24 protein-coding genes are annotated in these 24,453 nt (G+C 69.0%); 4 read left to right on the top strand and 20 right to left on the bottom strand.

Annotation, left to right across the window (positions count from 1 at the left end; translation table 11 throughout):
• Positions 1–32: 32 nt before the first annotated feature.
• From ACIA58_RS31020 to ACIA58_RS30945, 16 genes are all read right to left on the bottom strand, one after another.
• On the bottom strand, positions 33–935 hold the full coding sequence (locus ACIA58_RS31020) for a hypothetical protein (RefSeq protein WP_396407353.1): 903 nt from the start codon (positions 933–935) through the stop codon (positions 33–35).
• Positions 932–2,146 (bottom strand): CaiB/BaiF CoA transferase family protein, encoded by a 1,215-nt coding sequence (locus ACIA58_RS31015; protein WP_396407352.1) that lies wholly within the window; start codon positions 2,144–2,146, stop codon positions 932–934. The genes ACIA58_RS31020 and ACIA58_RS31015 overlap by 4 nt, the downstream gene beginning before the upstream one ends.
• 27 nt (positions 2,147–2,173) lie before the next feature.
• A complete protein-coding gene (locus ACIA58_RS31010; RefSeq protein ID WP_396407351.1) occupies positions 2,174–3,607 on the bottom strand; it encodes a GntP family permease in 1,434 nt (477 codons plus the stop codon).
• Between the two features lie 212 nt (positions 3,608–3,819).
• The gene (locus tag ACIA58_RS31005; RefSeq protein ID WP_396407350.1) at positions 3,820–4,347 is read right to left on the bottom strand and encodes a hypothetical protein; all 528 of its coding nucleotides are present in this window, start codon (positions 4,345–4,347) and stop codon (positions 3,820–3,822) included.
• Positions 4,348–4,386: 39 nt separating this feature from the next.
• The gene (locus ACIA58_RS31000) at positions 4,387–5,109 is read right to left on the bottom strand and encodes a hypothetical protein (protein ID WP_396407349.1); all 723 of its coding nucleotides are present in this window, start codon (positions 5,107–5,109) and stop codon (positions 4,387–4,389) included.
• A gap of 130 nt (positions 5,110–5,239) precedes the next feature.
• Entirely contained in the window at positions 5,240–6,244 is a 1,005-nt protein-coding gene (locus ACIA58_RS30995) for an N-acetylglucosamine kinase (protein ID WP_396407348.1), read from the bottom strand.
• On the bottom strand, positions 6,232–7,488 hold the full coding sequence (locus ACIA58_RS30990) for a 6-phospho-beta-glucosidase (protein ID WP_396407347.1): 1,257 nt from the start codon (positions 7,486–7,488) through the stop codon (positions 6,232–6,234). Before ACIA58_RS30990 ends, ACIA58_RS30995 begins: the two co-directional genes overlap by 13 nt.
• Before the next feature lie 10 nt (positions 7,489–7,498).
• Entirely contained in the window at positions 7,499–8,686 is a 1,188-nt protein-coding gene (locus tag ACIA58_RS30985) for an ROK family transcriptional regulator (protein WP_396407346.1), read from the bottom strand.
• A 166-nt stretch (positions 8,687–8,852) separates the two neighbouring features.
• Entirely contained in the window at positions 8,853–9,818 is a 966-nt protein-coding gene (locus ACIA58_RS30980) for a DUF2891 family protein (RefSeq protein ID WP_396407345.1), read from the bottom strand.
• A gap of 8 nt (positions 9,819–9,826) precedes the next feature.
• Positions 9,827–10,798, bottom strand: a complete 972-nt coding sequence (locus tag ACIA58_RS30975; protein WP_396407344.1) for a DUF979 domain-containing protein — start codon at positions 10,796–10,798, stop codon at positions 9,827–9,829.
• Positions 10,795–11,502: a DUF969 domain-containing protein gene (locus ACIA58_RS30970; protein ID WP_396407343.1), complete on the bottom strand. Its 708-nt coding sequence runs from the start codon at positions 11,500–11,502 to the stop codon at positions 10,795–10,797. The genes ACIA58_RS30975 and ACIA58_RS30970 overlap by 4 nt, the downstream gene beginning before the upstream one ends.
• A 67-nt stretch (positions 11,503–11,569) precedes the next feature.
• Positions 11,570–11,968, bottom strand: coding sequence for a type II toxin-antitoxin system VapC family toxin (locus ACIA58_RS30965; RefSeq protein WP_396407342.1), 399 nt, complete (start codon positions 11,966–11,968; stop codon positions 11,570–11,572).
• 16 nt (positions 11,969–11,984) lie between these two features.
• Positions 11,985–12,674, bottom strand: coding sequence for a uracil-DNA glycosylase (locus tag ACIA58_RS30960; protein ID WP_396407341.1), 690 nt, complete (start codon positions 12,672–12,674; stop codon positions 11,985–11,987).
• Between the two features lie 128 nt (positions 12,675–12,802).
• Positions 12,803–13,354, bottom strand: a complete 552-nt coding sequence (locus ACIA58_RS30955) for a DUF1990 family protein (RefSeq protein ID WP_396407340.1) — start codon at positions 13,352–13,354, stop codon at positions 12,803–12,805.
• Between the two features lie 83 nt (positions 13,355–13,437).
• On the bottom strand, positions 13,438–14,466 hold the full coding sequence (locus ACIA58_RS30950; RefSeq protein ID WP_396407339.1) for an LCP family protein: 1,029 nt from the start codon (positions 14,464–14,466) through the stop codon (positions 13,438–13,440).
• Positions 14,467–14,550: 84 nt separating this feature from the next.
• Positions 14,551–15,426, bottom strand: coding sequence for a helix-turn-helix domain-containing protein (locus tag ACIA58_RS30945; RefSeq protein WP_396407338.1), 876 nt, complete (start codon positions 15,424–15,426; stop codon positions 14,551–14,553).
• Between ACIA58_RS30945 and ACIA58_RS30940 the strand changes: the two genes are divergently transcribed.
• Positions 15,427–16,212, top strand: a complete 786-nt coding sequence (locus ACIA58_RS30940) for a phytanoyl-CoA dioxygenase family protein (protein WP_396407337.1) — start codon at positions 15,427–15,429, stop codon at positions 16,210–16,212. It abuts the gene before it with no gap.
• A gap of 126 nt (positions 16,213–16,338) precedes the next feature.
• The gene (locus ACIA58_RS30935) at positions 16,339–16,632 is read left to right on the top strand and encodes an HU family DNA-binding protein (RefSeq protein WP_396407336.1); all 294 of its coding nucleotides are present in this window, start codon (positions 16,339–16,341) and stop codon (positions 16,630–16,632) included.
• A gap of 1 nt (position 16,633) precedes the next feature.
• Here ACIA58_RS30935 and ACIA58_RS30930 read toward each other — a convergent pair whose 3' ends face one another.
• Positions 16,634–16,810 (bottom strand): hypothetical protein, encoded by a 177-nt coding sequence (locus ACIA58_RS30930; protein WP_396407335.1) that lies wholly within the window; start codon positions 16,808–16,810, stop codon positions 16,634–16,636.
• Positions 16,811–16,838: 28 nt separating this feature from the next.
• Complete coding sequence (locus ACIA58_RS30925) at positions 16,839–17,741, bottom strand: SMP-30/gluconolactonase/LRE family protein (protein ID WP_396407334.1); 903 nt, start codon at positions 17,739–17,741, stop codon at positions 16,839–16,841.
• 163 nt (positions 17,742–17,904) lie between these two features.
• Here ACIA58_RS30925 and ACIA58_RS30920 point away from each other — a divergent pair, with 163 nt between their 5' ends.
• The gene (locus ACIA58_RS30920; protein ID WP_396407333.1) at positions 17,905–19,860 is read left to right on the top strand and encodes a M13 family metallopeptidase; all 1,956 of its coding nucleotides are present in this window, start codon (positions 17,905–17,907) and stop codon (positions 19,858–19,860) included.
• Positions 19,861–19,900: 40 nt separating this feature from the next.
• On the opposite strand, the gene ACIA58_RS30915 is transcribed toward ACIA58_RS30920, so the two are convergent.
• Together ACIA58_RS30915 and ACIA58_RS30910 are read right to left on the bottom strand one after the other, a co-directional pair.
• Positions 19,901–21,214: an FAD-binding oxidoreductase gene (locus ACIA58_RS30915; protein WP_396407332.1), complete on the bottom strand. Its 1,314-nt coding sequence runs from the start codon at positions 21,212–21,214 to the stop codon at positions 19,901–19,903.
• Complete coding sequence (locus ACIA58_RS30910; RefSeq protein ID WP_396407331.1) at positions 21,211–21,615, bottom strand: DoxX family protein; 405 nt, start codon at positions 21,613–21,615, stop codon at positions 21,211–21,213. The genes ACIA58_RS30915 and ACIA58_RS30910 overlap by 4 nt, the downstream gene beginning before the upstream one ends.
• Positions 21,616–21,733: 118 nt before the next feature.
• On the opposite strand from ACIA58_RS30910, the gene ACIA58_RS30905 reads away from it, so the two are divergent.
• Entirely contained in the window at positions 21,734–24,442 is a 2,709-nt protein-coding gene (locus tag ACIA58_RS30905) for an ATP-binding protein (RefSeq protein WP_396407330.1), read from the top strand.
• Positions 24,443–24,453 lie beyond the last annotated feature (11 nt).

Below are 24,453 nucleotides of genomic sequence, written 5' to 3'. Positions count from 1 at the left end.
GGCGACCGTGCCGGTCGCGAAATCGTCGCCGTTCATGATGCCCAGGGAAAGGACGTCGTACTGGCGTTGGCCCCGTCGGCCGCCCGGGAGCGGTTCGGTTCACCGAGGTCGGCGAGTACGTCGCTGCCCAGCCGGACGAGCCTGCTGAACTTCGCCGGCGTCAACCACTCCGGCCGCAGCGCGAAGACCAGGTCCTCGGTGGCCGTGTTCCCGGCCGCGCCCGGAGCGAACGGGCACCCACCGAGTCCACCGAGGGAGCCGTCGACCGTGGTCGCACCGGCGTCGAGCGCGGCCAGACTGTTCGCCACGCCCAGCCCCCAGGTGTCGTGTCCGTGGTACACGATCGGGCGGTCGTCGACGGACGCAGTACGACCGACGAGGTGGCGAACCTGCGTGGGGATCGCCTGCCCGAGCGTGTCGCACAGCACGACTTCACTCGTCCCGTCCGTGCGCGGATCGAGCACGATGTCCAGCACCCGATCCGTCGGCACCTCGCCTTCGAAGGGGCACGTGAAGGCCGTCGCGATGCACAACTGCACCTCGCCCGAGACCAGCTCGGCAGCTTCGAGAGCGGCCGGCAACGCGGCCAGGCTGTCCTCGGTGGACCGGCCGATGTTCGCCTGGTTGTGCTTGTCCGAGGCGGACAGGCAGTACTGGAAGTTCCGCGCCCCCGCCTCGGCAGCGCGAGCCACGTGCCGGGGGGTTGCGACCCAGATCCAGCACTTCGCGAGCTCCGCGGGTGTCAGCGCGCGGATGACGTCCAGCGTGTCGGCCACTGCCGGCACCAGGTCCGGCCGGGCCATCGACCCGATCTCGATCGCCGGAACGCCCAGCTCCAGCAGCGACCTGACCAACCAGATCTTCTTTGCCGTGGGCAACGGTTTCCCGGTGAGCTGCAGACCGTCCCGCAGCGTGACATCGCGCAGGACCGTCATGACGCCTCCTCCAGGTGGTCGGGGGACAGGCCGAGCAGCTCGCTCAGCACCTGCTGGGTGTGCTCGCCGAGCTCCGGTCCGAGGCTCCGGATCGGCAGCGACTTCTCTCCGATCACCGGTACGACGCCCGGGAAGCCCACGTTCTTCAGTACGTCGACGCCGTTCGACACGTCGAAGCGCTGGATCATCGCGCGGGCGGCGTACTGCTCGTCCTGGCTGATCTCGCGGGCGGTGTAGATCGGCCCGCACGGTACGCCGGCGTCCTCGAGCTGCTCGATCGCCGTGGCTGCCGGCCGGCCCGCGGTCCAGGCGCCGATCGCCTCGTCGAGCTCGTCGCGGCGCGCCCACCGGCCGGCGTTGGAGCGCAGTTCCGGGTCGGCCGCGAGGTCGACGCGACCGATCAGGGTCATCAGCCGCTGGAAGATCCGGTCGCCGTTGCCGGCCACGATGATGCTGTCGCCGTCCTCGCACAGGTACGCGTTCGACGGCGCGATACCTTCCATCCGGCCGCCGATCCGCTCGCGCAGGACGTCGTACGCCTCGTAGTCGGGGATCAGTGACTCCATCATCGACAGCATCGACTCGTTCAGCGCCACGTCGATGATCCGCTCCGCCAGTGACGCCGGCGGGAGCCCAGCGGTACGGCGTACGTCGCGCTGGTACAGCGCCATCACCGATCCGAACCCGGCATACAGGCCGGCGATCGAGTCGCCGATCGAGATCCCCACCCGGGCCGGCGGCCGGTCAGGGTGGCCGACGAGTTCGCGGAAGCCGCCATGGGCCTCGGCGACCGCCGCGAAGCCTGGCCGGTCCGACATCGGGCCGGTCTGGCCGAACGCCGAGATGCGGGTGAACACGAGCTCCGGGCTCGCAGCCGTCAGCACCTCCGGCCCGATGCCCCAGTCCTCCAGCGTGCCGGGCCGGAAGTTCTCCAGGACGACGTCGCAGTGCCGGACCAGGTCGATCACCGTCCGGCGGCCGAACTCGCTGCGCAGGTCGAGCTCGATCGACTTCTTGTTCCGGTTGATCGTCCGGAAGAGCATCGACGTGGTCCCGGCGTACAACCGCCAGTTGCGGAGCTCGTCGCCGGTGCCGGGGCGTTCGACCTTGATCACCTCGGCGCCGAAGTCGGCCAGCAGACGGCCGGCCGTGGGCGCGGCGATGTAGTTGCCCAGTTCAAGGACCCGGACACCGGCCAGTGGCGTGATCATATCAGCAGTTCTCCAAGGGTTGGTGGATCAGAACAGCAGGCTGAGCGGCATCAGCAGGACGATCGCGACCACCGACGCGACGGACACGCCGATCGTGCAGCTCTTCAACGTGCCGCGGGTGGTCTGTCCCATCAGTGACTGCAGCAACCAGAACGTGTTGCTGGTGACGTGTACGGCGAACAGCGAGCCGGCGCCGGCCGCGAGCGCGATCAGGACCGGATCGAGTCCGAGCGCGGGGGCTACCGGAGCGAGGATGCCGGCGGCGGTGATCGCGGAGATCGTGACCGACCCGACGGCGATGTGCAGGGCTGCGGCCATCACCCAGACCACCAGGAGCGGGGCGACGTGGTTCGCGCTGAAGTATCCGCGCAGGATGTCGCCGAGCCCGCCGGCCGCGACCACCGCCGCGAGCGAACCGCCGACCGCGGTGAGGATCAGGATCTGACCGCTCTCCTTGAACCCGCGGGCGATCGCCTTCTCGACCCGCGGCTGACCCATCGCGAACCGGCCGACCAGGCAGGTGCCGACCAGACCGACCAGCAGTGCGACCACCGGGTCGGAGATCAGCGCGACGACCTTGTTGCTCCAGTCGGCGGCCTCGGCGATGGCGCCGAACCCGATCAGCAGCAGCGCGGACAACAGCGGCACGAACAGCACGAACAGCGGCGGCTGTCCGTTCTCGTCGAACTCCGCGGTGTCACCAGCACCGCCGGTCTTCTCGAGCTGGGCAGTGGTTCCGCCGCCGACGGTGGCAGCTTCCCTGACCGCGACGGTCTCGGCGACTGCCCCTGTGACGGCCTCCGCGACGACGACCTGCTGCTCGTCGACGGCCTCGTTCCAGAAGCCGCGGCGGAACAGGAACGTCATGATCGTGATCGCGATCAGCACGGTCGGAACGATCAGCACCAGACCCCACAGCAGCATCTTCCCGAGCGGCACGTGCAGCAGCGCGGACAACGCCAGCGCGCCGACGCCGGGCACCATCAAGACGATGCCGCACTCCAGGCCGATCGCGAGCGCGGTGGCCATCCGGGCGGTGCCGAGCGGGCCGATCCGCTTCGCCGCGGACTTGGCCAGCGGCGCGGAGATCACCAGCAGCACGTCGAGATAGATCGACTGCAGCAGCGTCGCGATCGTGATCGCCAGCGAGTACGGCAGTCGTTTGGGTCCGAAGAGCTGGAGCAGGTGCTTGACCAGACGCTCGATCGCGCCCAGCTCCTGCAGGATCGAGCCCATCAGGACACCGAAGGCGATCAGCAGGCCGACCTCGGCCATGATGTCGCCGAAGCCCTTGGTGATGGTCTCGGCGGTCTTGTCGAGGCCGAGCTTGGTGGCCAGGCCGAGGTACAGCGAGCCGACCACGAGAGAGATGACCGGGTTCACCCGGAACCGGACGATGAGGACCACGATGGCGAGGATCGCCGCCGCGGTGTTGACGAGGATGCCGACGTCAGAAGTCATGGGCTGAAGTCCTTCGAGGGGGGTCGAGGGGCCGGTACTGGAACCCGTGTGCCCATAATGTGAGCACAGACCCACGATGTAGGCAAGAGGTTGAAGTCGGTACGTTTTGTAGACAGTGGCCACTGAGCGGGAGCGGGCAGAAAAAGCCGCACCCCTCACGCAGGCGTGAAGGGTGCGGCTGGTCAGAGCACAGAAAGTGCGTGCCGGGTGATTCAGCTCTCGGTGTCGGGGCCCGCCTCGCGGACGTCCTCGACCTTGCGCATGGCCTCGCGCAGGTCGGACAGCCAGGTTTCGCTGTGCTGGGCGACCAGCTTGACGCACCACCCGAGGGCGTCGCTGCGGGAGCGCGCCACGCCGGCGTCGACGAGGGTGTCGAGGACCTGGCGTTCGGGCTGGCGGAGCCGGGTCATCACCGGCGCGGACAGTGAGGTGAAGATCGTCCTGGTCTCGCCGCAGCGGACGCCCCAGGCGACCTTGCGGCGGGTGGCCTGCTCGAGCTCGCGGGCGATCTCGATCCGGTGGTCGCGGGTGTCTTCGCGGAACTGCTTCACCCGGCCCGCCTCGGCGGCGGAGCGCTCGGAGTCGCTCACGTCCTTGCTCTGCTCGGGTGCGGGGATCCGGCCGACGATCAGGATCTCGTCCCGGTCGATCGACAGCTCGGTCTCACCCTCGAACCAGTCGCCCGGCAGCCTGCCGGTCAGCCAGCCCCGCACCTTCTCCTGCTCAGTCTGTGTACTCATGTAATCATGATTACACTTCAACAGAAGCGGCTCAAGCAATCAGTGATACTGCACCGTGTACGCCGCGTGCGCGTCGCCCTGTGACAGGCCGACGTTCGACACACCGATCGCCAGCGTGTGCCGGGTGACGTCGTTCCGGTACGTCACGTACGTCGTACCGGCCGCGCCTTCGGTGGCGATGCGCGTCCAGTGCGCTCCGCCCTTCGCGGCGACCTTGTGCAGCTGCGCAGCCGCGGTCGGTGTCGCGTAGTAGGCCGTCCACTTCGTGTCGCCGCGTCCCCAGGCCCGGACCAGGTTGTCCGACCACTGGACCGCGTTCCACGCCTGCGGCTCGCCGCTGAACCTGGCGGTGTACGCCGCGTGCCAGCCGTTCGCCGCGCGCAGACCGACGTTCTGTACGCCGATCGTGAGGTTCCCGCCGCGAGCGTCGTCGTGGTAGGTCACGTAGATCGTCCCTGCGGCGCCTTCGGTGGAGACGCGGCGCCAGTGGATCCCGCCAGGCAACGCCTGTCCGTAGAGCGTGCGGGTGACGGTTGTCGACGCGTAGCAGTTGGCTGTCGCGGTCGAACCGCTGCCCCAGGCTCGCACCAAGCGGTCGGCGTAGGTCGCCGCGGAAATGTTCGTTGCGGACGCCAGTTGGCTGCAGCTCGCAGTCGCCGTCGTCGTGCTTGCATTGACCGGCGCTCCGGCCGCGGTGAGAACGAATGGCGCGCTCACCGCGAGTGCCGTCGTGCCGCCCAGACCTATGATCCTTCGAATCATCATCGACCTCCCGAGTGGATGTGGTCCTATTCGTGGGACGCCACATCGCACCCGGGAGTTTGCATCAGCTGCCAATGAAACATGGCTGCAATATCCCGTCCTCGCTCCGCTCGGGCCGGGGACGGCGGGATCAGGCAGCTGGTGGCGGTGCGAACGCTGCGCGTAAACGCTCCTGGGCGCTCGCCCCGGCGGCCGTGTGGTCAAGTCCGAGCAACGCCGCACCCACGACCGGCGGTACGTCGACCACACGCGGGACTGCCTTCGGAGCGAGGTCGGCGAGCAGCCGCGTCACGCGATCGAGCAGGACGGAGTGGCCCGCGGTCAGAACGCCACCGCCGAGGACGACGGTGACGCGTTCGCCGAGCAGGTCGAGCCGGCGGAGGGCGCTGAGCGCCATCGCGACGATCTCCTCGGCCTGTTGCTGAATGATGCCCAAGGCAACGGTATCGCCGGCGGCCGCGACCCGGAACAGCACCGGCCCGGCCTCCAGTTGCCGCTCGGCCGGGAACTCGCCGAAGTGGAACGCCTCGATCACCGCCGCCAGCGACGGCAGGCTGTAGTGCATCGGCAGCGCGCTGAGCAGTGCGGTCGCCGGACCACGGCCGTCCTCTGCCCGTGACGCCGACCAGAACGCCTCCTCGGCCAGCTGCGCACCACCGCCCCAGTCGCCGGTCAGCTTCCCCAGCGCCGTGAACCGCGCGGTCCGCCCGTCCGGCAACATCCCGGAGCAGTTGATCCCCGCCCCGCACACCACAGCCACGCCACGAGGCTCGTCCACACCTGACCGCAGCAGCGCGAACGTGTCGTTGGTGACGTACACCGACTCCGCCCAGCCGCGGTCCTCGAACACAGCGGTCAGCTGCTCGACTTCGATGGGCAGGTCAGCGTTCGCCAGGCACGCCGAGATTTGCTGCACCAGCGGTACGTCGCCCAGTCGCAGTCCGGCATCAGCCGCCGCAGCACGTACAAGCGGCTCCAGTCCGGCGACTGCGGCGGATGCCCCGAGCTTCTGTGGTTCGAACCCGCCGCCACGCGCCGTACCGAGCACCGTCCCGTCTGCGGCGACGAGTGCGACGTCGGTCTTGCTGTTGCCGGCGTCGAAGGCGAGGACTCCGCCGGGGACTAGCGCGCCCACGGCAGGTACGCCTTGTTGTGCGCCAGCAGTTTGTCGGTCAGCTCCTGTGCGAGGGAGATCTGCCCAACGAGAGGGTGCGCCAGCAGTGCCTTGAACACGCGCTCGGATCCGCCCTTCACAGCGGCCTCGAGTGCGAGGTCCTCGTACGCCGTGACGTGTGCGACCAGTCCGGCGTACAAGGGCTCCAGCGGGGCGACGGGCTCCGGCGTCGTACCTTCGGCGCCCACTGTGGCCGGTACTTCGATGACTGCATCGTCGGCGAGGAAGGGGAGCGTGCCGTTGTTGAGGGTGTTCACCACCTGGACGTCGCCCGTGTTGTTGAGCAGGGACGACGCCAGTGCGACTGCGGCCTCGGAGTAGTACGCGCCGCCGCGCTTCTCGAGCAGGGCGGGCTTCTCGTCGAGCTTCGGGTCGGCGTACATGCCCAGCAGCTCTTTCTCGAGCGCGGCGACCTCAGCCGCCCGAGACGGCTTGGTGAGCAGCTGCTTCACCACTGCGTCGTGTGCGTAGTAGTAGCGCAGGTAGTACGACGGCACGACGCCCAGCTCGCGTACGACGTCGGCCGGAAGGATCAGGTCCTCGGACAGCTCGTCCAGGTGCTCGGCGAGCAGTTTCGGCAGCATGTCCTCGCCGTTGACGCGGACCGCGCGCTCCCAGGTCAGGTGGTTCAACCCCACGTGGTCCAGCGACACCTCCTCCGGCGTCACGCCGAGCATGGCCGCGAACCGTCGCTGGAAGCCGATCGCTACGTTGCAGAGCCCGACGGCCTTGTGTCCGTGGGACAGCAGTGCACGCGTCACGATCCCCACCGGGTTGGTGAAGTCGATGATCCACGCGTCCGGATTGGTACGCCGTACTCGCTCAGCAATGTCCAGCACCACCGGTACGGTCCGCAGCGCCTTCGCGAGACCGCCGGCGCCGGTCGTCTCCTGACCGACACAGCCGCATTCCAGCGGCCACGTCTCGTCCTCGTTGCGTGCCGCCTGACCACCAACCCGCAGCTGGAGCAGTACGGCGTCCGCGCCCTCAATGCCCGCGTCCAGGTCGGACGTGGTGATCACACGGCCGGCATGCCCTTGTTTTGCGAAGATGCGCCGGGCCAGACCACCGACGAGCTCCAGCCGATCCGCCGCTGGATCGACAAGCACCAGCTCCGACACAGGCAACGTGTCCCGCAACCGGGCGAAGCCGTCGACGAGCTCGGGCGTGTAGGTGGATCCGCCACCAACGACTGTGAGTTTCATGCTGTGGCTCCTAGGTGACAGGTGGACCAGCGGTGTCGAAGACCTCGTCGCGGGTTGTGCTCAGTGCGGACTGCAATGCTCCGGAGAGCACGGGATCGGTGCTGATCGCGGTCATCAGCAACTGCGGCCTCGGTACGGTCAGATCGGCGAGCTCGTCCTGGACGAGGCCGCGCAGGCGTTCGCCGCCGGCGGTGATGACGCCACCGGCCAGCACGATCAGCTCGGGATCGACGACCGCGACGATGGCGGCCAGACCGACGGCCAGCCGGTGCGCGAACTCCGTCAGTACGGCGTCGCCGGCGCCCTCGGTCTGCAGCGCGACGGCGATGGCGGCTTCCGGCGTACGGGCCTTCAGGCCGTGTTCGCGGGCGAGGTCCAGGACCGGTTCGCCACCGGCGAGCTCCTGGAAGCCGCCGGCGTTGTTCCGGCCGACGTTGCGGACCAGCGGCGTACCCGGCAGCGGCAGGAACGCGACCTCACCCGCGCCGCCCGTCGCGCCGCGGTGCAGCCGGCCGTTGATCACGATCGCTGCGCCGATGCCTTCCTCGCCCCAGAGCAGCACGAAGTTGTCGTGCTCGCGGGCGTGGCCGACGCGCTGCTCGGCGATCGCGGCCAGGTTGACGTCGTTCTCGACCTCCAGCGGTACGGCGATCGCCGCGGCCAGCTCCTCGAGCAGATGCGGCGCGTGCCAACCGGGCAGGTGGGTCGCGTACCGCAGCCGGCCGGTCGTCGGGTCGAAACCTCCCGGTGTGCCGATCGAGACCCGGTGCAGGCGTTCGCGGTTCAGTCCGGCCTCGCCGGCCGCGCCCTCGATCGCCTTGACCACGCGGTCGACCGTGCCCTTGGCGCTGCGGCCAGGGGTGGCCAGCTCGTACTCGCCGACCACCTTGCCGGTGAGATCCGCGACCGCGGCCCGGATCCGGGCCGGCGTCACGTCCAGGCCCGCGACGTACGCGATGCCGCCGTTGATCTCGTACAGCTGCGCGTTCGGACCGGGGCGCCCGGCGGTGGTGCCGCTCGGACGGACCAGGTGGGCTGCCTCCAGCCGCGCGAGCAGCTGGGACGCGGTCGGCTTGGACAGACCGGTCAGGTTGCCCAGCGTGGTGCGGGAGAGCGGCCCCTGGCTCAGCAGCAGATCCAGGGCGGCGCGGTCGTTCATCGCGCGCAGCAGGCGCGGGGTTCCGGGTGTTGTTGCCATGAGCCAACCCTGCCTCCCTTCGCCGCTCGCGGGTACTCGCCGCGCTGATCGCGCGAACTGTTAGGAAAGTTTCCTATTAACGCGAGACCGTACGGCGGACTTCGGCGGGTGTCAATCGGCGGCGACCGATCGGGGTTGTGCGCCGGCCTTCGCGGGACCGGGACGTCTACGCCTGATCAGCCAGGAGAGCGAACGACACCAGCCAGTGCGTCGACATGAAGTCCCCACCGATGACAGTCGGCAGCACTGACTCGACCTGGCGATCCGCGCCAGCCTTCAGTACGTCGGCAATCTCAGGCAGCGCCGGTGCGATCGTCCGCAACTGCCAAGCCCTGCTCAGCGCCAAGCCGGACAAGTGCGCCAGTTGCCCGTCGCCCGTGGTGTCGGTGATCGGTACCTCGAGCAGGTGCCGGTGCGCATCCTTGCCCAGCCCGGGTAGGAACGCGATCAGCCAGTCCGCGAATTCCGCGTCCGGCAGCACCCGACGCATCAGCTCGGCCTCCGTCAACGCCGGCGACAAGAAGTCCGTACCGGAGGGCTCGAACCGCGTGTCGTACGCCGTGTCCTCCCCGAACCACTCCAGCGCCCGAGACCGGATCGCGTCGACCACGTCGGTGCGGCCCAGCTCGTCGTACGCCTCGAACAACAATGCGAGCGCAAACGCGGTGTTGAGATGTATGCCGTGCCGCACCGGATAGGCCTGCTTCGGCAACCACGCGAGTACCAGGTCCGCGATGGCGTCGCCCAGCGGAGGGAGTGCATCCGCCCACTGCGTCTGACGGCCGGCGGCGACCAGCATCGCCGCCCATGCCCAGCCGTACGGACGTTCGTACCAGGTGGTCCGCCGCAGGTACGCCGCCTCGGTGACGATCGCGTCAGGGGTGAGTCGCTTGTCGAGTACTTCGACCGGGCGGTGGCCGACCTGGTCCGGTGCGAGCGTGAGCAACCGGATCAGGGACCACTGCATGTGTGCGCTGGAGTGCCAGTCGTAGGACCCGTGGAACGCAGGGTGCAGGCGATCCGGGGTCACGTCGACGTCGTCCGGGCCGGTCGACGCATGCGTGGCGCTGTACGGGTACGGCGTTTCGAGCACCGTGCAGGCGATGTCGGCCCAGGCGGCGGCGTACTTCATAGCACTCCTTAGAACGCGAAGATGTACATGATGGCGATGTTGCAAGCCAGCAAGGGGATTGCTGTCGGGATCTGAGCCTTGATCGGTCCGTACTGGTCCTTCATCTCCAACAGCGCTGCTGGAACGAGGTTGAAGTTGGCGGCCATCGGCGTGCAGAGCGTGCCGCAGAAGCCGGCGAGCATGCCGACCGCGAACACCACTGCCGGCGTGCCGTGGAACTGCTGCACCAGCAGCGGCCAGCCGACCGCGGCCGTCATCACCGGGAAGGCTGCGAACGCGTTGCCCATGATGATCGTGAAGATCGCCATCCCGATGCAGTACAGCGCGACGGCAGCGATCAGCGAGCCCTTCGGGATCACGTGATCGGTGACACGGCCGACCGCCTTGCCGACACCGGACGCGGTGAACAGCAGGCCCAGCGTGGCGAGCATCTGCGGCAGGATGGCGGCCCAGCCGATGTGCTCGAGCAGCCGTCGGCCCTCGTGCAGCGGTACGGCCGGAGATTTCGGCCGGAACAGGACCATGCCGACGATCAGCGCCAGGATCGAGGCGACGCCGAGACCGATGATGGTGGCCGAGCCGGTCTCGAGCAGGGGCTTGCCGTTGCCGAGCTTCACCTTGGCGAGCCAGGCGCCGAAGATCGCCGCGACCACCGGGATCACCAGCGCCGGCAGGAACAGCTTGTTGCCGAACTTGTCGGCAAAGCGCGCGCGCTGCTCCGGCGTCGTCGTACGTTCCTGACCGCGGCCGGGGAAGCCCGCGCCGGCGAGGACCGCGATACCGATCACCGCGATGCCGAGGAGCCAGGACGGCGCCTGCTTGTGCACCACGAACGTGCCGTAGCAGAACGACAGTCCGAGGATGCCCCAGAACGCCGCGCTGCCGAGGCGCTTGCGGTTGGTCCGGTCGTTGAAGGCCTGCATCGCGATCAGCAGGAAGAAGATCCCGCACAGCCAGTAGAACCACTCGACCTTGATCACCGGGCCGCCTCCTCGTCTGCGGCCTCGGCGTCGGCCTGAGCGGCCATCTTGTCGAGCGTGCGATCCAGCAACCACAGCCGCGAGCCGTGGATGAGCAGCGCGCAGATGGCGGTCGGGATCGCCCAGACGGCGATGTCGATCGCTTCGAGTTTGAGGCCGTACGTCGTGTCGACGAAGCCGGTGATCAGCAGGATCGAGCCGACCGCGACGAAGATGTCCTCACCGAAGAAGACCCCGACGGTGTCGGAGCTGGCCGCGAAGCCCTTGATCTTCTCCTGCATCTTCTCCGGCAACTTGCCGTACTTGCGCTCGGCCGCACCGGCGGCCATCGGATGGATCAGCGGCCGGACTGCCTGCGCGTAGCCGCCGATGCTGGTCAGGCCGACCGCGGCGGTGCCTTGCCGGATCAGCATGTAGAGGGCCAACAGCCGGCCCGTGGTGAGGACCTTGAGTTTGCTGATCAGCTTGCGGGCCTGGTGTTGCAGGCCGTAGCGCTCGATCAGACCGATGACGGGCAGAGTGACGATGAAGACGGTGACGGAACGGCTACCGGCGAAGCCGTCGCCGAACGCGTTCAGGATCTTGACCGGAGACAGGCCGCCGATGAGGCCGGCCACGATCCCGGCCGCGGTGACGACCAGCATCGAGTTGATCCGGAGCGCGAACCCGACGACCACCACCGCAATGGCGAGCAGAACCCACATGGTTCCTCCCGGAGGGACAGGGCGATTCCGCTCACCATAGGAGATTGTTGAACGATCCTGCAATGCATCATTCGAACAAGTTCGCTACCGGTTCGACCGCGACCATCCCTTCGGCCTTCGCCGCGAGCTCCGGATCGACCGTCACCAGGGCATCCGCCTGCAGCTTCGCGACTGCCAGGTACTCGGCGTCGCGGAGGGTGTTCCAGTCCTGGTCGCGGGCGATCTTCCACGCCGTCCAGCGCGACACCCGGTCGCCCAGCACGCGGATCTTCACCTCGGTCATCCGCGTGTGCAGCCGCCGGGCGTCCTTCTCGGTCCGGGTGCCCTGGCGGACGTCGTGCAGCAGCCGCTCGAGCGCTTCGGAGCGGATCGAGCTAGGAGCCACGAGTTGGTGGGTCGGCCCGACGGTCAGGTCGGCGTCGACCAGGTGCAGAAGTGTGGGTGCATCGATCACAAAGCGGGTCATGCACCTCAGAGTGCCCCTAGGGCAGGCGCCAGTCGACCGGGGTCGCGCCTTGCTGTTCGAGGAGGGCGTTGACGCGGCTGAAGGGGCGCGAGCCGAAGAAGCCGCGGTCGGCGGACATGGGGCTCGGGTGGGCGCTTTCGACGTACGGCGTGGTGCCCAGCATCGGCTTAAGCGTCTGGGCGTCGCGGCCCCAGAGGATCGCGACCAGGGGGCCATCGCGGTCGACCAGTGCATGGATGGCCTGCTCGGTGACGCTCTCCCAGCCCTTGCCGCGGTGCGCACCGGACTTGCCCGGCTGCACGGTCAGCACTCTGTTGAGCATCAGCACGCCCTGCTCGGCCCACGGCGTCAGGTCACCGTTGGACGGGGCCGGTACGCCGACGTCCGCCATCAGTTCGCGGTAGATGTTCGCCAGGCTCCGCGGAATCGGCCGTACGTCGGGTGCCACCGAGAAACTGAGCCCTACGGGGTGTCCGGGCGTCGGGTACGGATCCTGGCCGACGACCAGCACCTTCACCTGCTCCAGCGGCTGCTTGAACGCGCGCAGCACGTTCTCACCCGCCGGCAGATACGGCCGCCCCGCAGCGATCTCGCCGCGCAGGAACTCACCCATCTTCGCGACCGTGTCCTCGACCGGCGCCAAAGCCTCGGCCCAGTCCGGCGCCACCAGATCCGTCAACGTCTTGGGACTCACCCGCCACAGCATTCCAGTTCCGGCAACCGCCGTGCACCCCGGGTTGTCGCCCACTGTTCGCGTGTCGCTCAACCCACGCTTTGCCCGCCCGGGGTAAAAAGGTCGCGGCCCCGCAAAGGTATGAGCTTGCGGGGCCTTTGCTATGGGGTTGCCAGGCGTTGCAGGGCCTTGGTGTAGCGGTGGGCGGCGTACTGCTGGGCCTTGCGGGCGAGCGGGCCGGCCAAGCGGGTGTACCAGGTGGCGCCGCGGCTGTACGCGCGGATGGTGAAGTAGATGCCGTCCGGGTCGCGGGTGATGACGAAGGACTCCTCGCCGGCCTCCGGGTGGCCTTGCAGCGAGCCGTACGCGAAGCCGATGCGGTCCGGCTCGTTGACGATCCAGACGACTCGGCAGGGGACCGGGAGGCCGATGCGTGCGAGCGGCGACCGGCCGATCAGCAGGCCCGGTCCGAGGCGGCCGAGGGAGTTGGTGCCGATCTGTGCGGGGACGTCGGTCGCGGTCGTCGGCAATCCGGCCGCGGGCTGCATCCGCCAGCCCAGCAACGCGTCCGCCGCCCGCCGGAACACCTCGTCCCCGCGGCCGATCCGCTCCCGGTGGTCCAAACGGTGATACCCCTCAGGCGTTTCGTCGTACCGCGTCGACCCCACGGCGTCGTACGACAGCCGCAACCCGGCCAGGTCCTCCAGCTTCATCCATCCACTCCAAGGGCAGGTACGGCGTGTTCACCACATGTCCCAGTGCGTCCCCAGGCTTACCACCGCGTGGACCAGGAGGGTCAGCTGCTCTTCAGGCCGGAGGTGTTGTCCTCCTTGATCGCGTTGAAGAGCGCCTTCGCCTTGGCGGTGTCCCACTTCACGGCGTCGCCCCGGTTGCAGCACAGCTGGTAGTTGTCGTCGCTGACCGGCACGGTCAGTGTGATCCCACCGCTGCCGGAGATCGCCCGCATACCCCGCGCGAACCGGATGAAGTCCAGCAGGCCCATGTCCTTGTCCACGGTGAGCGCGTCGACGCCCTTGGTCGCGACGTTGTAGTACCGGACCGGGTTGAGGAACGTCGAAGGCGAGCTCGCCTTCTTCGCGATCGCGCCGACCATCTGCCGCTGCCGCTCGACCCGGCCGAAGTCGTTCTGGTTGTCGGCGTGACGGGACCGCACGTACCCGAGCGCTTTGACGCCGTCGAGCTTCTGGCACCCGGCCGGCAGGTTGATGTGCGCCTTGTCGTCGCTCATTGCCTTCGGCAAGCACATCTTGATCCCGCCGATGCTGTCGATCACCGACGCGAAGCCGCCGAAGCCGACCTCGACGTAGTGGTCGATGCGCAGCCCGGTGACGTTCTCGATGGTCTGGATCAGCAGCGCCGGGCTCTTGTTGAACGCGGCGTTGATCTTCTGCTTGCCGTCCACGCCCGGGATGTTGACCGCGCTGTCGCGCGGGATGCTGATCAGCACGGTCGGCCCGGACTCCGGGACGTGCATCAGCATGATCGAGTCGGTCCGCGCCGGCCCGGCGTCGCCGCCGGTGTGCAGCCGGGCGCGCTCGGCCCGGCTGAGGTCCTCGCGGGCGTCCGACCCGACCATCAGGTACGTCGTACCGGGTGTGTCGGCCGGCCGCGTGCCGGTGGGCATCGCCTCGATCTTGTCGATCCGGCCCCACGCGTACAGCGGGACCGCGATCAGCATGAGAACGAACAGCAGGACGATCAGTCCGACGGTGCGGAGGAACCAGTTGCGCCGCTTCTTCGGCCTGCCGGCCGACTTGGGCGACCGGTTCGCGTATCGCGGGTCGATGGGCTGCGTTTCACTCATAGCCACGACCGTATCGGTGTCCGGCCCCCGAACACGTCACCCCCCTGAATGGTTTTACACGTCGGAAAGTAGGTCCCGCCTCCCTCAAAGGGAGGAAATCCGCCCCGAGAGCGAACCAGAACGCCGGAACGCGCCCGGCGGCATCCCAACCCTGGCGGTGAAGAGGCGGGTGAAGTACGCCGGGTCGTCGTATCCGACCCGTCTGGCGACCACTGCAACGGGCAGGTCCTCCTCGGCGAGCAAAACCTTTGCATTGCTCAGTCTTGTGGTCAATACCAGTTCATGTGGGGTTGAGCCAGTCGTACGGCGCACTGCATCGCGCAGCTCCTTCACGGTGAGGCCGAGCTCACTGGCGTAGTCCTGAACGCTCATCGGCGTACACGCGAGCTCGGCGAGCCGTGTGGCCACGTCGTCGCCCGTAGCGGTCGCAGCCGCAGCGAGCAGGTCGTAGAGAGCGCCTGTGAGCTGCACGGGGTTGTGTTGCGTGCTGACGCGCAGCAGTCGGCTGAATGCGCGGTCTACAGGCCTGGCGTCTGCGAAGCGACGGACTGGTCGGTTGACGTCCACATGGCCGAGTGTGGTGAGCGCTTCGACAGCTGACCCGCTGAACAGAGTCCACGCCTGGCGCCAGCTTGTTGCCGGTTGGTAGCCGTGGAGGACGCCTGGGAAGAGCCAGAGCATCGCAGGTGCGCGTACCTCGTGCAGCTGCCGATCTGGCCCGTGCAGGAGCTGCCCGCGGCCCTCCTTGAGCCACACGAGGGCGTGGCAACCGAGAGCGCGTTCTCTGGTGTTCTCCGAGCCGTGCGTCTGCTCGCCGGCACCGAGGCAGAAGAGTCCAAGTCGGCGCTCGATAGCTCCCGGAGTCAGGTAGATCGACCAGTCTGGCACGTCACAAGAGTCCAAGAAGGTCCACAGTGTTGTCCATTCCGCTCCTGGCTGGGCACCGGGTGGAATGGACATGTGCTGACGTCTAACGGATACGTGCTGGATGAGCGGCGACTGGGTGAACTGGTCGCTGCGCCCGCGGAAGAGCGTGGCGATCGGGCGAGGCTGCGGTCCCGGTTGCAGCGCGACGGGTACCTGTTCCTGACCGGGTTGCTCGACCCTGCGGTCGTGCAGGAGTTCCGCGAGTACTACTTCGCGCTGACACAGGCTGCGACGGACAGGGCGTCGTACCGGAAGGTGCTGTTCGAGGAGATCGTGCCGGGGCCGGAGTACGCGGCCTTCTGTGCGCAGCCGGCGTTGAAGGGCTGGTTCGAGTGGTTCCTCGGCGGTGAGCCGTTCCTGCACCGCCGGAAGATCATCCGGCAGACAGCGCCGGGGGAGAACGGGATCGGTACGGCGACGCAGGCGCACTACGACCTGGTGTACCTGCGGGACGGGACCGACCAGGTGCTGTCCGCGTGGATCCCGCTGGGCGACTGCCCGGTCAGCCGCGGCGGACTGGCCTATCTCCAGGGCAGTCACCACCGCGTGCTCGAGGAGGAGGCCGCAGGGCGGCTCAAGCGGCCGGCGGCGTCCATCACCGCGGACCTGCCCGCTCTCGCCGCGGAGTACGACGCCGACTGGCTGGTCACCGACTACGCGGCCGGAGACGTGGTCATCCACACCGCGCACACGGTCCACGCCGCCTTGGACAACGTGTCGAGCGAGCTACGGTTGTCCACGGACATCCGGTACCAGCTCGCCGGCGACGCCATCGACGCCCGCTGGCAGAACCACTGGCACGACCGCGACGGTCTCTGACGGCCCTGTGACGGCCCTGTGACGACGCTCCGACGGCGGTCTGACCGGTATGCGGATGACTTCTCGCTAACGACAATCATTTCGGTTAAGGTGCCGCTCGGAAGTGAATCGAGTCGGAGGAGAGCCGTGAACCGGAATGAACTGATCGCCGGCGTGGCACACAAGGCAGGCATCCCGCGGAACCAGGCCGAGAAGGTCCTCGACGCCCTGGGCGACGTCGTCACCGAGGCTGTGCAGCGCGGCGACAAGGTGTCGCTGACCGGTCTGCTCAGCATCGAGCGCGTCCTGCGTGCGCCGCGCACCGGCCGCAACCCGCAGACCGGTGAGCCGCTGTCGATCCCGGCCGGGTACTCCGTGCGTCTGTCGTGCGGAAGCCGCCTCAAGGCCGCCGCCCGGGGCAGCCTCCGCACAGCCGGCTGAGCTACTGCTTCTGCGGCGTCAGGAAGCGGATCTGGTCGCAGTGGCCGTCGTCGACGGAGTGCTTGACGACAGTAGGACCTGACGCCGGCGGTGTGGCGGCAGCCGCGCTCGACGTGGTGATGCCGCCCAGCAGGAGTGCCGACAGCCCGATGACAGCCGTGATGGTGCGTTTGTTCATGTTGCCTCCCCAATCAAGGTAGGACGATCTACCGCACTCGGGAACGGCTCACCGCGGTAACCCAGTACGGCGTGGTAGGAGTTGGTGGCGTCGAGAAGCGGGCGTTCGGCAGGTACAGGCGGTTCCCGAAGGCGGCGACCGTCGTGGGTACGTCGAAGTCCGGGCTGGTGAGCTGGTCGACCACCGTGCCCCTAGTGCCGGACTTGTTCAGCGTGATGACCGAGATCTGGTTCGAGAGGTTCTGGACGACGTACAGCGTGCGGCCGATCAGCAGCAGACCGTCGCCGTTGGTCATCAGTGCGTCGCCGATGTCGATCCGCCTGGCCACGCCGGTGCGCGGGTCGACCCGGAGCAGGAAGCCGGTCGACGACTGAACCATGATCAGGGCGCGGCCGTCCGGCGTGAGTGAGATGCCGTTCGCGTTGTTGCCGGGCAGGTGCTGGTAGTCGCCGCTGAGCGGGACGGTCCGGGGCTTCGCGTTCAGCCGGTGGAGCGACACCTTGTAGAAGACGGGCTGCTGCGAGTCGGTGAAGTACGCCGCATCCTTGCCGAGGATGACGTCGTTGACGAACGTCGGTGTCGCGGTGGTGAACGTGTAGCTCGCCAGGACCTTGCCGGTGCGGGTGTCGATCACCCGGCCGTTCCCGCCGGCGGCGCCGGCGACGAACAGCCGGCCGAAGCGGTCCACCTTCATCCCGAGCGAGCCGGTGCCCGGGCCCTGGCTGATCACCTTGCCGCGTCCGGTCCGCAGATCGGCGGCGTAGATGTCCCCGTCGGCACGTGAGCCGAAGTACGCCGTACCGCGCGCGATCGCGATGCCTTCGGGCTGGAACCCGTCGGGCAGTTCGATCCGGGTGGGGAAGGAGGTTGGAGCAGCGGTCGCTGCCGGGGCACTGACGAGCCCGAGCAGTAAGGCGGGGGCGATGAGCATTGTGGTGAGTCGACGGACGAGGTGTGGCATTTGGCGGGGTCCTCCCTGATCCGTGTTCTTACCTGGGAGAACGGCTGGATCCTGTGGATAGTTCAGACCGGCCTGATCGCGAACCGGGTATGTTCGCTGACAGCAACTGGACATGGGACAAAAGGGGTCAGGGATGACAGCAGGAATCGACAGCTCGGGGCCGGCCGCCGCGGTGCGGCCGCAGGACGACCTGTACCGGTTCGTCAACGGGACGTGGCTGGCGGAGCACGAGATTCCCGCGGACAAGGCGATCCACGGCGCGTTCCACGCGCTCTGGGACACCGCCGAGCAGGACGTCCGCGCGATCGTCGAGAAGACCGCCGCGGCCGGCCACCCCGAGGGCAGCGAGCCGCGCAAGATCGCCGACCTCTACACCAGCTTCATGGACACCGAGACGATCGAGCGGCTGGGTGCCGATCCGATCGCCGAGCAGCTCGCGCTGGTCGGCGACGCCAAGGATCTGGCCGGGCTGGTCTCGGTCCTCGGGCAGCTCGAGCTGCAGGGCGTGCCGGGCGTCTTCCACTACTGGGTCGACGCCGACGCGAAGAAGTCCGACGAGAACATCGTCCACCTCACCCAGGGCGGCCTCAGCCTCCCCGACGAGTCGTACTACCACGACGACAACTTCGCCGAGATCCGTACGGCGTATGTCGCACACGTGGCGAAGCTGCTCGAGCTGGCCGGACTGGCTGACCCGGCCGGGGCCGCGGGGCGGATCCTTGAGCTGGAGACCCGGATCGCCGACGGCCACTGGGACCGGGTGAAGGACCGGGACGTGCAGCTGACGTACAACAAGCTCGACCGGGCCGGGCTGGAGGAGCTCACGCCGGGCTTCGACTGGGCGACCTGGCTGGCCGGCGCGGGTGTGCCGGAGAGCGCGTTCGCACAGGTCGTCGTGCGCGAGCCGGACTTCCTCACCGCCGCAGCGGCAGCGCTGCAGGAGGTCGAGCTGGACCGGTGGAAGGAGTGGCTGAGCTGGCGGGTCGTGCACAGCGCGGCGCCATTGCTGAGCCAGGCGTTCGTCGACGAGAACTTCGCCTTCTACGGCAAGACCCTGACCGGTGCGCCCGAGCTGCGCGAGCGCTGGAAGCGCGGGGTCGGCGCGGTCGAGCAGTCGCTGGGAGAAGCCCTCGGCAGGCTGTATGTCGCCGAGCACTTCCCGCCGTCCGCGAAGGCCCGCATGGTCGACCTCGTGCAGAACCTCGTGGCCGCGTACCGGCAGCGGATCGAGGCGCTGGACTGGATGGGCCCGGAGACCCGGCAGCGGGCGCTCGACAAGCTCGGCACCTTCGTGCCGAAGATCGGGTATCCGGACGAGTGGAAGGACTACTCGGCCCTGGACGTCGACCCGACCGACCTGTTCGGCAACGTCCGCCGCTCGATCGCGGTGGAGACCGCACGGGACCTGGCCAAGCTCGGTCAGCCGGTCGATCGCAACGAGTGGAAGATGACGCCGCAGACGGTCAACGCGTACTACAACCCGCGGATGAACGAGATCGTCTTCCCGGCCGGCATCCTGCAGCCGCCGTTCTTCGACCTGGACGCCGACGACGCGACCAACTACGGCGCGATCGGCGCGGTGATCGGGCACGAGATCGGCCACGGCTTCGACGACCAGGGCTCGCGGTACGACGGCGACGGCAACCTGAACGACTGGTGGACCGACGAGGACCGCGCCGCCTTCGAGCAGCGCACCGACAAGCTCGTCGCGCAGTACAACGCCCTGGAGCCGGCCGAGACCCCTGGCCAGAAGGTCAACGGCAAGCTCACCCTCGGCGAGAACATCGGCGACCTGGGCGGGCTGTCGATCGCCTACGTAGCCTACGAGCTGTCCCGAGCTGGGGCCGAGGCTGATGGCGCGGCCGACGCTGCGGGCAGTGAGAGGTTCTTCGCCGCGTGGGCGCATGCCTGGGCCACGAAGACCCGGCCGGAGGAAGCGGCTCGCCGGCTCACCATCGACCCGCACTCCCCGCCGGAGTTCCGCTGCAACGCAGTCGTGAAGAACATCGACGCCTTCCACAACACCTACCGGACGGCGGACTCGGACGGCATGTGGCTCGCGCCCGAGGACCGCGTCCGCATCTGGTGATCGTGCCCTGCCGACCGGCGCTCTCGTGCCGGTCGGTGGGTCAGCACTTCAACGCGGTCTGGTTGAAGACGTTCTCCGGGTCGTAGGTGTCCTTGAGTTGGTGCAGGCGGGCGAGCTTCTCCGGGGAGTACGCGCGGTGCACGGCGGCCGGGTCCTCGTCGGCGATGGTGTTGACGTAGCTGCCGCTGGTGTAGGGCTCGAGCGCGGCGGCGTAGGTTCGGGCCGCGGCGACGCGGGTCGCGTCCTCGCCGGGATCGGTCCAGTCGTCCCCGGTGGTGAACTCGACCAGCGCATCGCGATGGCTGTACGCCGTCGCGCTGTCCGGCACGTCACCGATGGCGCCGCCGTTCAGCGTCAGCCGTGCGCCCGGGTTGTTGTCCCAGGCAAGGAAAGCGTCGATGGCCGCGTCCGGCAGGGACTGTAGGTAGTGGCCCTTGCAGTAGCGACGCCGGGCGTGGCGCTCGTCGTCGTCGGACTCCGTCTGCAGGTCCAGATAGCTGAGCTCCCGGACCCGCTGTCCGGCCGGCTTGCCGATCCCCTCGTACGACGGGAGCAGCCGGAGCCCTTCCTCCACATCGCCGACCCACACGTATCCGATGCTCGCCATCGGGCGACCGCCGTACTCCTCCCGTCGGCCGACCCGGGCCACCGGCGTCGCCTGCCGCGGCGCGTCCGCGAACAGGTCCCGCCAGCCGCGTAACGCCGTACCGGCATCGTCGAGGTCGTAGAACAGGTCGACGGTCAACGCCTGCGTGCCGACCGGATGCAGACGGAACTCGAACGCAGTCACGACGCCGAAGCTCCCGCCTCCACCGCGCAGTCCCCAGAACAGGTCCGCGTGCTCGGTCTCGGTGACCCGCAGTACGGCGCCGTTCGCGGTGACCAGCTCGTACGACGTGACGTTGTCGCAGGTCAGGGCATGGGCTCGGGCCAGCCAGCCGACCCCACCGCCCAGGGTCAGTCCGCCTACGCCAGTGTGCGAGACGTTCCCGGCGGTGGTGGCCAGCCCGTACCGCTGACTGGCCAGGTCGAGGGCGCCCAGCAATGCGCCGCCACCGACCCGGGCCCGGCGGCTGACCGGATCCACCTGCACTGAGTTCAGCGCAGACAGGTCAAGCAGCAGACCGCCCTCCACCACAGGGAGCCCGAGGAAGCTGTGCCCGCCGCCCCGGACCCCGATCTCCAGCCCGGCCGCCCGTCCGTAGCGGAGCGCGGCCACCACGTCCGCTGTGCTCGCACACCGCGCGATCAGGGCCGGCCGGCGGTCGACCATCGCGTTCCAGACCGCCCGGCCGGCGTCGTAGGCCGGATCCCCGGGCCGGGTCAGCAGCCCGTCGAACGCCGCGATCGTCATCGCCGGACCGCCACTCGGATCGACGCCCGCCGGAACCACGCGATGGCGGCCGCGACCAGCAGATAGCCGATCGGAATGGCCGGCGACGCACCTAGCGCGAAGATGTTGGTGAGACTCGCGCCGACGAGCAGCAGCGCCAAACCGCCTGCGGCCAGACCACACAGCCGCGGCACCAGTAGTCCGATCGCCCCGGCCAGTTCCAGCACACCGACCACGTACCGCAGCCACTGACCGGCACCCACCGCGCCGAACATGTCGACCATCACCGGGTCCCCCGACAGTTTCGGCAGGGCCGCCATCACGAACATCGCCGCCAGGACCACCTGCACCACCCACAGCGCAACCGTGCCGGGCCGGACCCTTCGCGTCACCGTCGTTGTCCTGGTCATCGCTGTACTCATCGCTGCCTCCAAAGAGTTGTTCTGGTACGACGACCTTCGCGCCGGCGACCCGCGGCCCACATCCGTGCTGACCACGGATCCACCACGCAAAGCCCCACGGATCGGTCATGATGGGCGCGTGAACGAGGTGTCCGCGCGGGAGGCCGAAGTACTGGAGGCTGTGGCCGAGCACCGGTCGAACGCGCAGATCGCCCGCGCCCTGCACATCTCCGTCCGGACGGTCGAGAGCCACGTCTCGTCGTTGCTCCGCAAGTACGGCGTGACCGACCGGCGCGAGCTGGCCGACCTGGCGGGACCACAGCGCGGTGCGGGCAGTCAGGGCGGTCAGGGCGGTGCGGGCGGTGCGGGCGGTGCGGGGATGAGTGGGCTGCCGGCCGGTCGGACCAGCTTCGTCGGGCGGTCCAGCGAGACCACGGCGGTGCGAACCGCGCTCGGCCAGTCCCGCCTGGTGAGCCTGCTCGGCCCTGGTGGCATGGGCAAGACGCGGTTGGCAGCCGTCGTGGGGGCCGAGCTGGGCGCCGGCGGCGCGTTCGTGGACCTGGTTCCGGTCCGGGACGGGTTGGTGACCCGGGCGGTGGCGACCGCTGTCGGGCTCAGCGAACGCCCGCCGCAAAGTCTGGAACAAGTCCTGATCGAGCACCTGCAGCAGCGCCGGTCGCTCCTGGTCCTGGACAACTGCGAGCACGTGGTCGACGAGGTCGCCGCACTGGCCGAACAACTGCTCCGCACCTGTCCCGAGGTGACGATCCTCGCGACCAGCCGTGAGCGGCTGGGTGTACCGGCCGAGACGACCGTGCTGCTACCGCCGTTGGACGACGCGACGAAGCTGTTCGCGGATCGGGCCCGTGCCGTCGATCCGGACTTCACCGCGCCGGACGACGACCTCGCCGAGATCTGTGCGCGACTGGACGGCATGCCGCTGGCCATCGAACTCGCCGCGGCCAGGATCGGCTCGCTCGGAGCCGACGGAGTGCGGGCGGCGCTCGACGACAGACTCCGGCTCCTGGCCGGCGGGCGTGGCATGGACGCTCGGCACCGGTCGCTCGGCGCCGTGATCGGATGGAGCCACGATCTGCTGGACGATCAGGAGCGGCTGCTGTTCCGGCGGCTGTCCATCTATGTCGGCGGCTTCGACCTGGATGCCGCCAGTGTGACCAGCCCGGAGCTCAGCCGCGGTGAGGTCGCCGATCTGCTCGGAAGGCTGACGGACAAGAGTCTCGCCGTCCGCCGGGGAACGCGTTGGCGTCTGCTCGAGACCATCCGGGAGTTCGCGCGCGAGCAACTCACCGAGGACGAACTGGCGACCGCTCAGGACCGCTGTCTGCACTGGGCCGCGGACACGGCCGCCGCGCTGGAGAGCAGGCTGGACGACTCCGACTGGCAGCCGCTGTACGACGAGGTGGCCGGTGACCTGCGGGCCGCACTCGCTGCGACCTCTGCCGGGCCCGATCCGACGGCGCACCGGCTCGCGCGCTCGCTCGGCCATCTCGGCTTCGCCCGGCGGGAGTTCCTGGAGTCTGTCGGCCACTACCGGTCGGCGGCCGAACGCGCCGCGGACGGCGTCGGCGCCGCGCTGGACCTCCGGTCGGCCGCCGATGCCACGCTCGCGATCTCGGACGCGGAGACCGGGGTACGGCTGCTGCTGGACGCGGCCGACCGAGCGGTTGCCGATGGCAACGTTCGGGCGACGATGCTCGCGCTGGCCGTGATCGCGGTGAACCGCTACCCGACCGGCTCGCTGTACGACGTACCTGCCGAGCGCAGCGAGCAGTTGCTCCGGCAGGCTGTGGACAGCGCGCGACCCGGCGACGCACAGGTGACCGCGCTGCTCGCGACCGCCAAGGCCTGGGAGCACGGCGGCCGGCGGATCGGCGCCGATCCGGAGCTTGCCGGCGAGGCCGTCGAGGCGGCCCGGCGGACCGGTGATCCGGTCCTGATCGCGGGAGCACTCGACGCGTCGACCGTGGCCGCCGGGAATGCGGGACGGCTGCGCGAGGCCCGCTCGTACGCGGTGGAACGGATGCGGCTGGTCGGGCCGCTCCCGCGGCACGAACCGTACGCCGCGGCCGAGATCATCGACGCCTTCCATGTCGCGCCGACGACGGCGACCGCGGTGGGTGATCTGCCCGCGGCGCTCGCGGCCGTGGGGTCGCCGGACGATCCGGTCGGCGATCATCCGTACATCTCACTGCCGCGACTGATCCGGGTCTGCGCGCTGACCGGGCAGTTCGACGCCTGCGTGGAGCACGCGGACGCACTCTGGGAGCGATGGCAACGCGCCGGCGCTCCGCCGATCGAGTGGATGGCGTCCGCGCTGTCGGCGGCCGCGATGGTGCACGGACTGCGCGACGACGGTCTGTTCGAGGTCTGGCAGGCTCGTGCGCTCGAGGTCGCCCAGTGTGCGGACCTGGAGGATGCGCCATGGCTGGCCGCCCCGTACACGTTCGCGCGGGCGCGGGTCGCCGTACAACTGGGCGCCGTCGAGCAGGCGACTGATGTCGTCCGGCGGGCGTTCGCGGAGTTCGGCGAACGCTGGTGGGCGCCGTACGCGCGCACCGCCGCGGCGGAGCTGGCCGTGGTCGCGGGCCTGCCCGACGCACCCGACCTCCTCGCCTCGGCCGCGGCGGAGGCCGCCGAGAACGACTGGGCCGCGGCCTGCCTCGCCCGGGCCACGGCCCGATCGACGGGCGACCTCGATGCCTTGGGCTCGGCCGCCGAGGCCTTCGATCGCATCGGCGCGCGCTTCGAGTGGGCCTGCACCCTCGCGCTGCTGCCCGACCGCGCCGCCGAGGGCCGTACCGAACTCGCGCTTCTGCAAGTTCCGTAGCGCGGATGCCG

The sequence above is a fragment of the Kribbella sp. NPDC051586 genome (assembly GCF_044453965.1).
Taxonomy (GTDB): domain Bacteria; phylum Actinomycetota; class Actinomycetes; order Propionibacteriales; family Kribbellaceae; genus Kribbella.
This window is presented reverse-complemented; position numbering and strand designations above follow the sequence as displayed.

Excerpts from the sequence above, each read along its gene's own strand:
- ACIA58_RS31000 (WP_396407349.1), bottom strand. The coding sequence starts at position 5,109 with ATGATTCGAAGGATCATAGGTCTGGGCGGCACGACGGCACTCGCGGTG.
- ACIA58_RS30980 (WP_396407345.1), bottom strand. The coding sequence starts at position 9,818 with ATGAAGTACGCCGCCGCCTGGGCCGACATCGCCTGCACGGTGCTCGAA.
- ACIA58_RS30915 (WP_396407332.1), bottom strand. The coding sequence starts at position 21,214 with ATGACGATCGCGGCGTTCGACGGGCTGCTGACCCGGCCCGGGGATCCG.
- ACIA58_RS30985 (WP_396407346.1), bottom strand. The coding sequence starts at position 8,686 with ATGGCAACAACACCCGGAACCCCGCGCCTGCTGCGCGCGATGAACGAC.
- ACIA58_RS30990 (WP_396407347.1), bottom strand. The coding sequence starts at position 7,488 with ATGAAACTCACAGTCGTTGGTGGCGGATCCACCTACACGCCCGAGCTC.
- ACIA58_RS30955 (WP_396407340.1), bottom strand. The coding sequence starts at position 13,354 with ATGAAGCTGGAGGACCTGGCCGGGTTGCGGCTGTCGTACGACGCCGTG.
- ACIA58_RS30910 (WP_396407331.1), bottom strand. The coding sequence starts at position 21,615 with ATGAGTACAGCGATGACCAGGACAACGACGGTGACGCGAAGGGTCCGG.
- ACIA58_RS31005 (WP_396407350.1), bottom strand. The coding sequence starts at position 4,347 with ATGAGTACACAGACTGAGCAGGAGAAGGTGCGGGGCTGGCTGACCGGC.
- ACIA58_RS31020 (WP_396407353.1), bottom strand. The coding sequence starts at position 935 with ATGACGGTCCTGCGCGATGTCACGCTGCGGGACGGTCTGCAGCTCACC.
- ACIA58_RS31010 (WP_396407351.1), bottom strand. The coding sequence starts at position 3,607 with ATGACTTCTGACGTCGGCATCCTCGTCAACACCGCGGCGGCGATCCTC.
- ACIA58_RS30965 (WP_396407342.1), bottom strand. The coding sequence starts at position 11,968 with ATGACCCGCTTTGTGATCGATGCACCCACACTTCTGCACCTGGTCGAC.
- ACIA58_RS31015 (WP_396407352.1), bottom strand. The coding sequence starts at position 2,146 with ATGATCACGCCACTGGCCGGTGTCCGGGTCCTTGAACTGGGCAACTAC.
- ACIA58_RS30930 (WP_396407335.1), bottom strand. The coding sequence starts at position 16,810 with ATGAACAAACGCACCATCACGGCTGTCATCGGGCTGTCGGCACTCCTG.
- ACIA58_RS30970 (WP_396407343.1), bottom strand. The coding sequence starts at position 11,502 with ATGTGGGTTCTGCTCGCCATTGCGGTGGTGGTCGTCGGGTTCGCGCTC.
- ACIA58_RS30960 (WP_396407341.1), bottom strand. The coding sequence starts at position 12,674 with ATGCTGTGGCGGGTGAGTCCCAAGACGTTGACGGATCTGGTGGCGCCG.
- ACIA58_RS30945 (WP_396407338.1), bottom strand. The coding sequence starts at position 15,426 with ATGTCCATTCCACCCGGTGCCCAGCCAGGAGCGGAATGGACAACACTG.
- ACIA58_RS30950 (WP_396407339.1), bottom strand. The coding sequence starts at position 14,466 with ATGAGTGAAACGCAGCCCATCGACCCGCGATACGCGAACCGGTCGCCC.
- ACIA58_RS30920 (WP_396407333.1), top strand. The coding sequence starts at position 17,905 with ATGACAGCAGGAATCGACAGCTCGGGGCCGGCCGCCGCGGTGCGGCCG.
- ACIA58_RS30925 (WP_396407334.1), bottom strand. The coding sequence starts at position 17,741 with ATGCTCATCGCCCCCGCCTTACTGCTCGGGCTCGTCAGTGCCCCGGCA.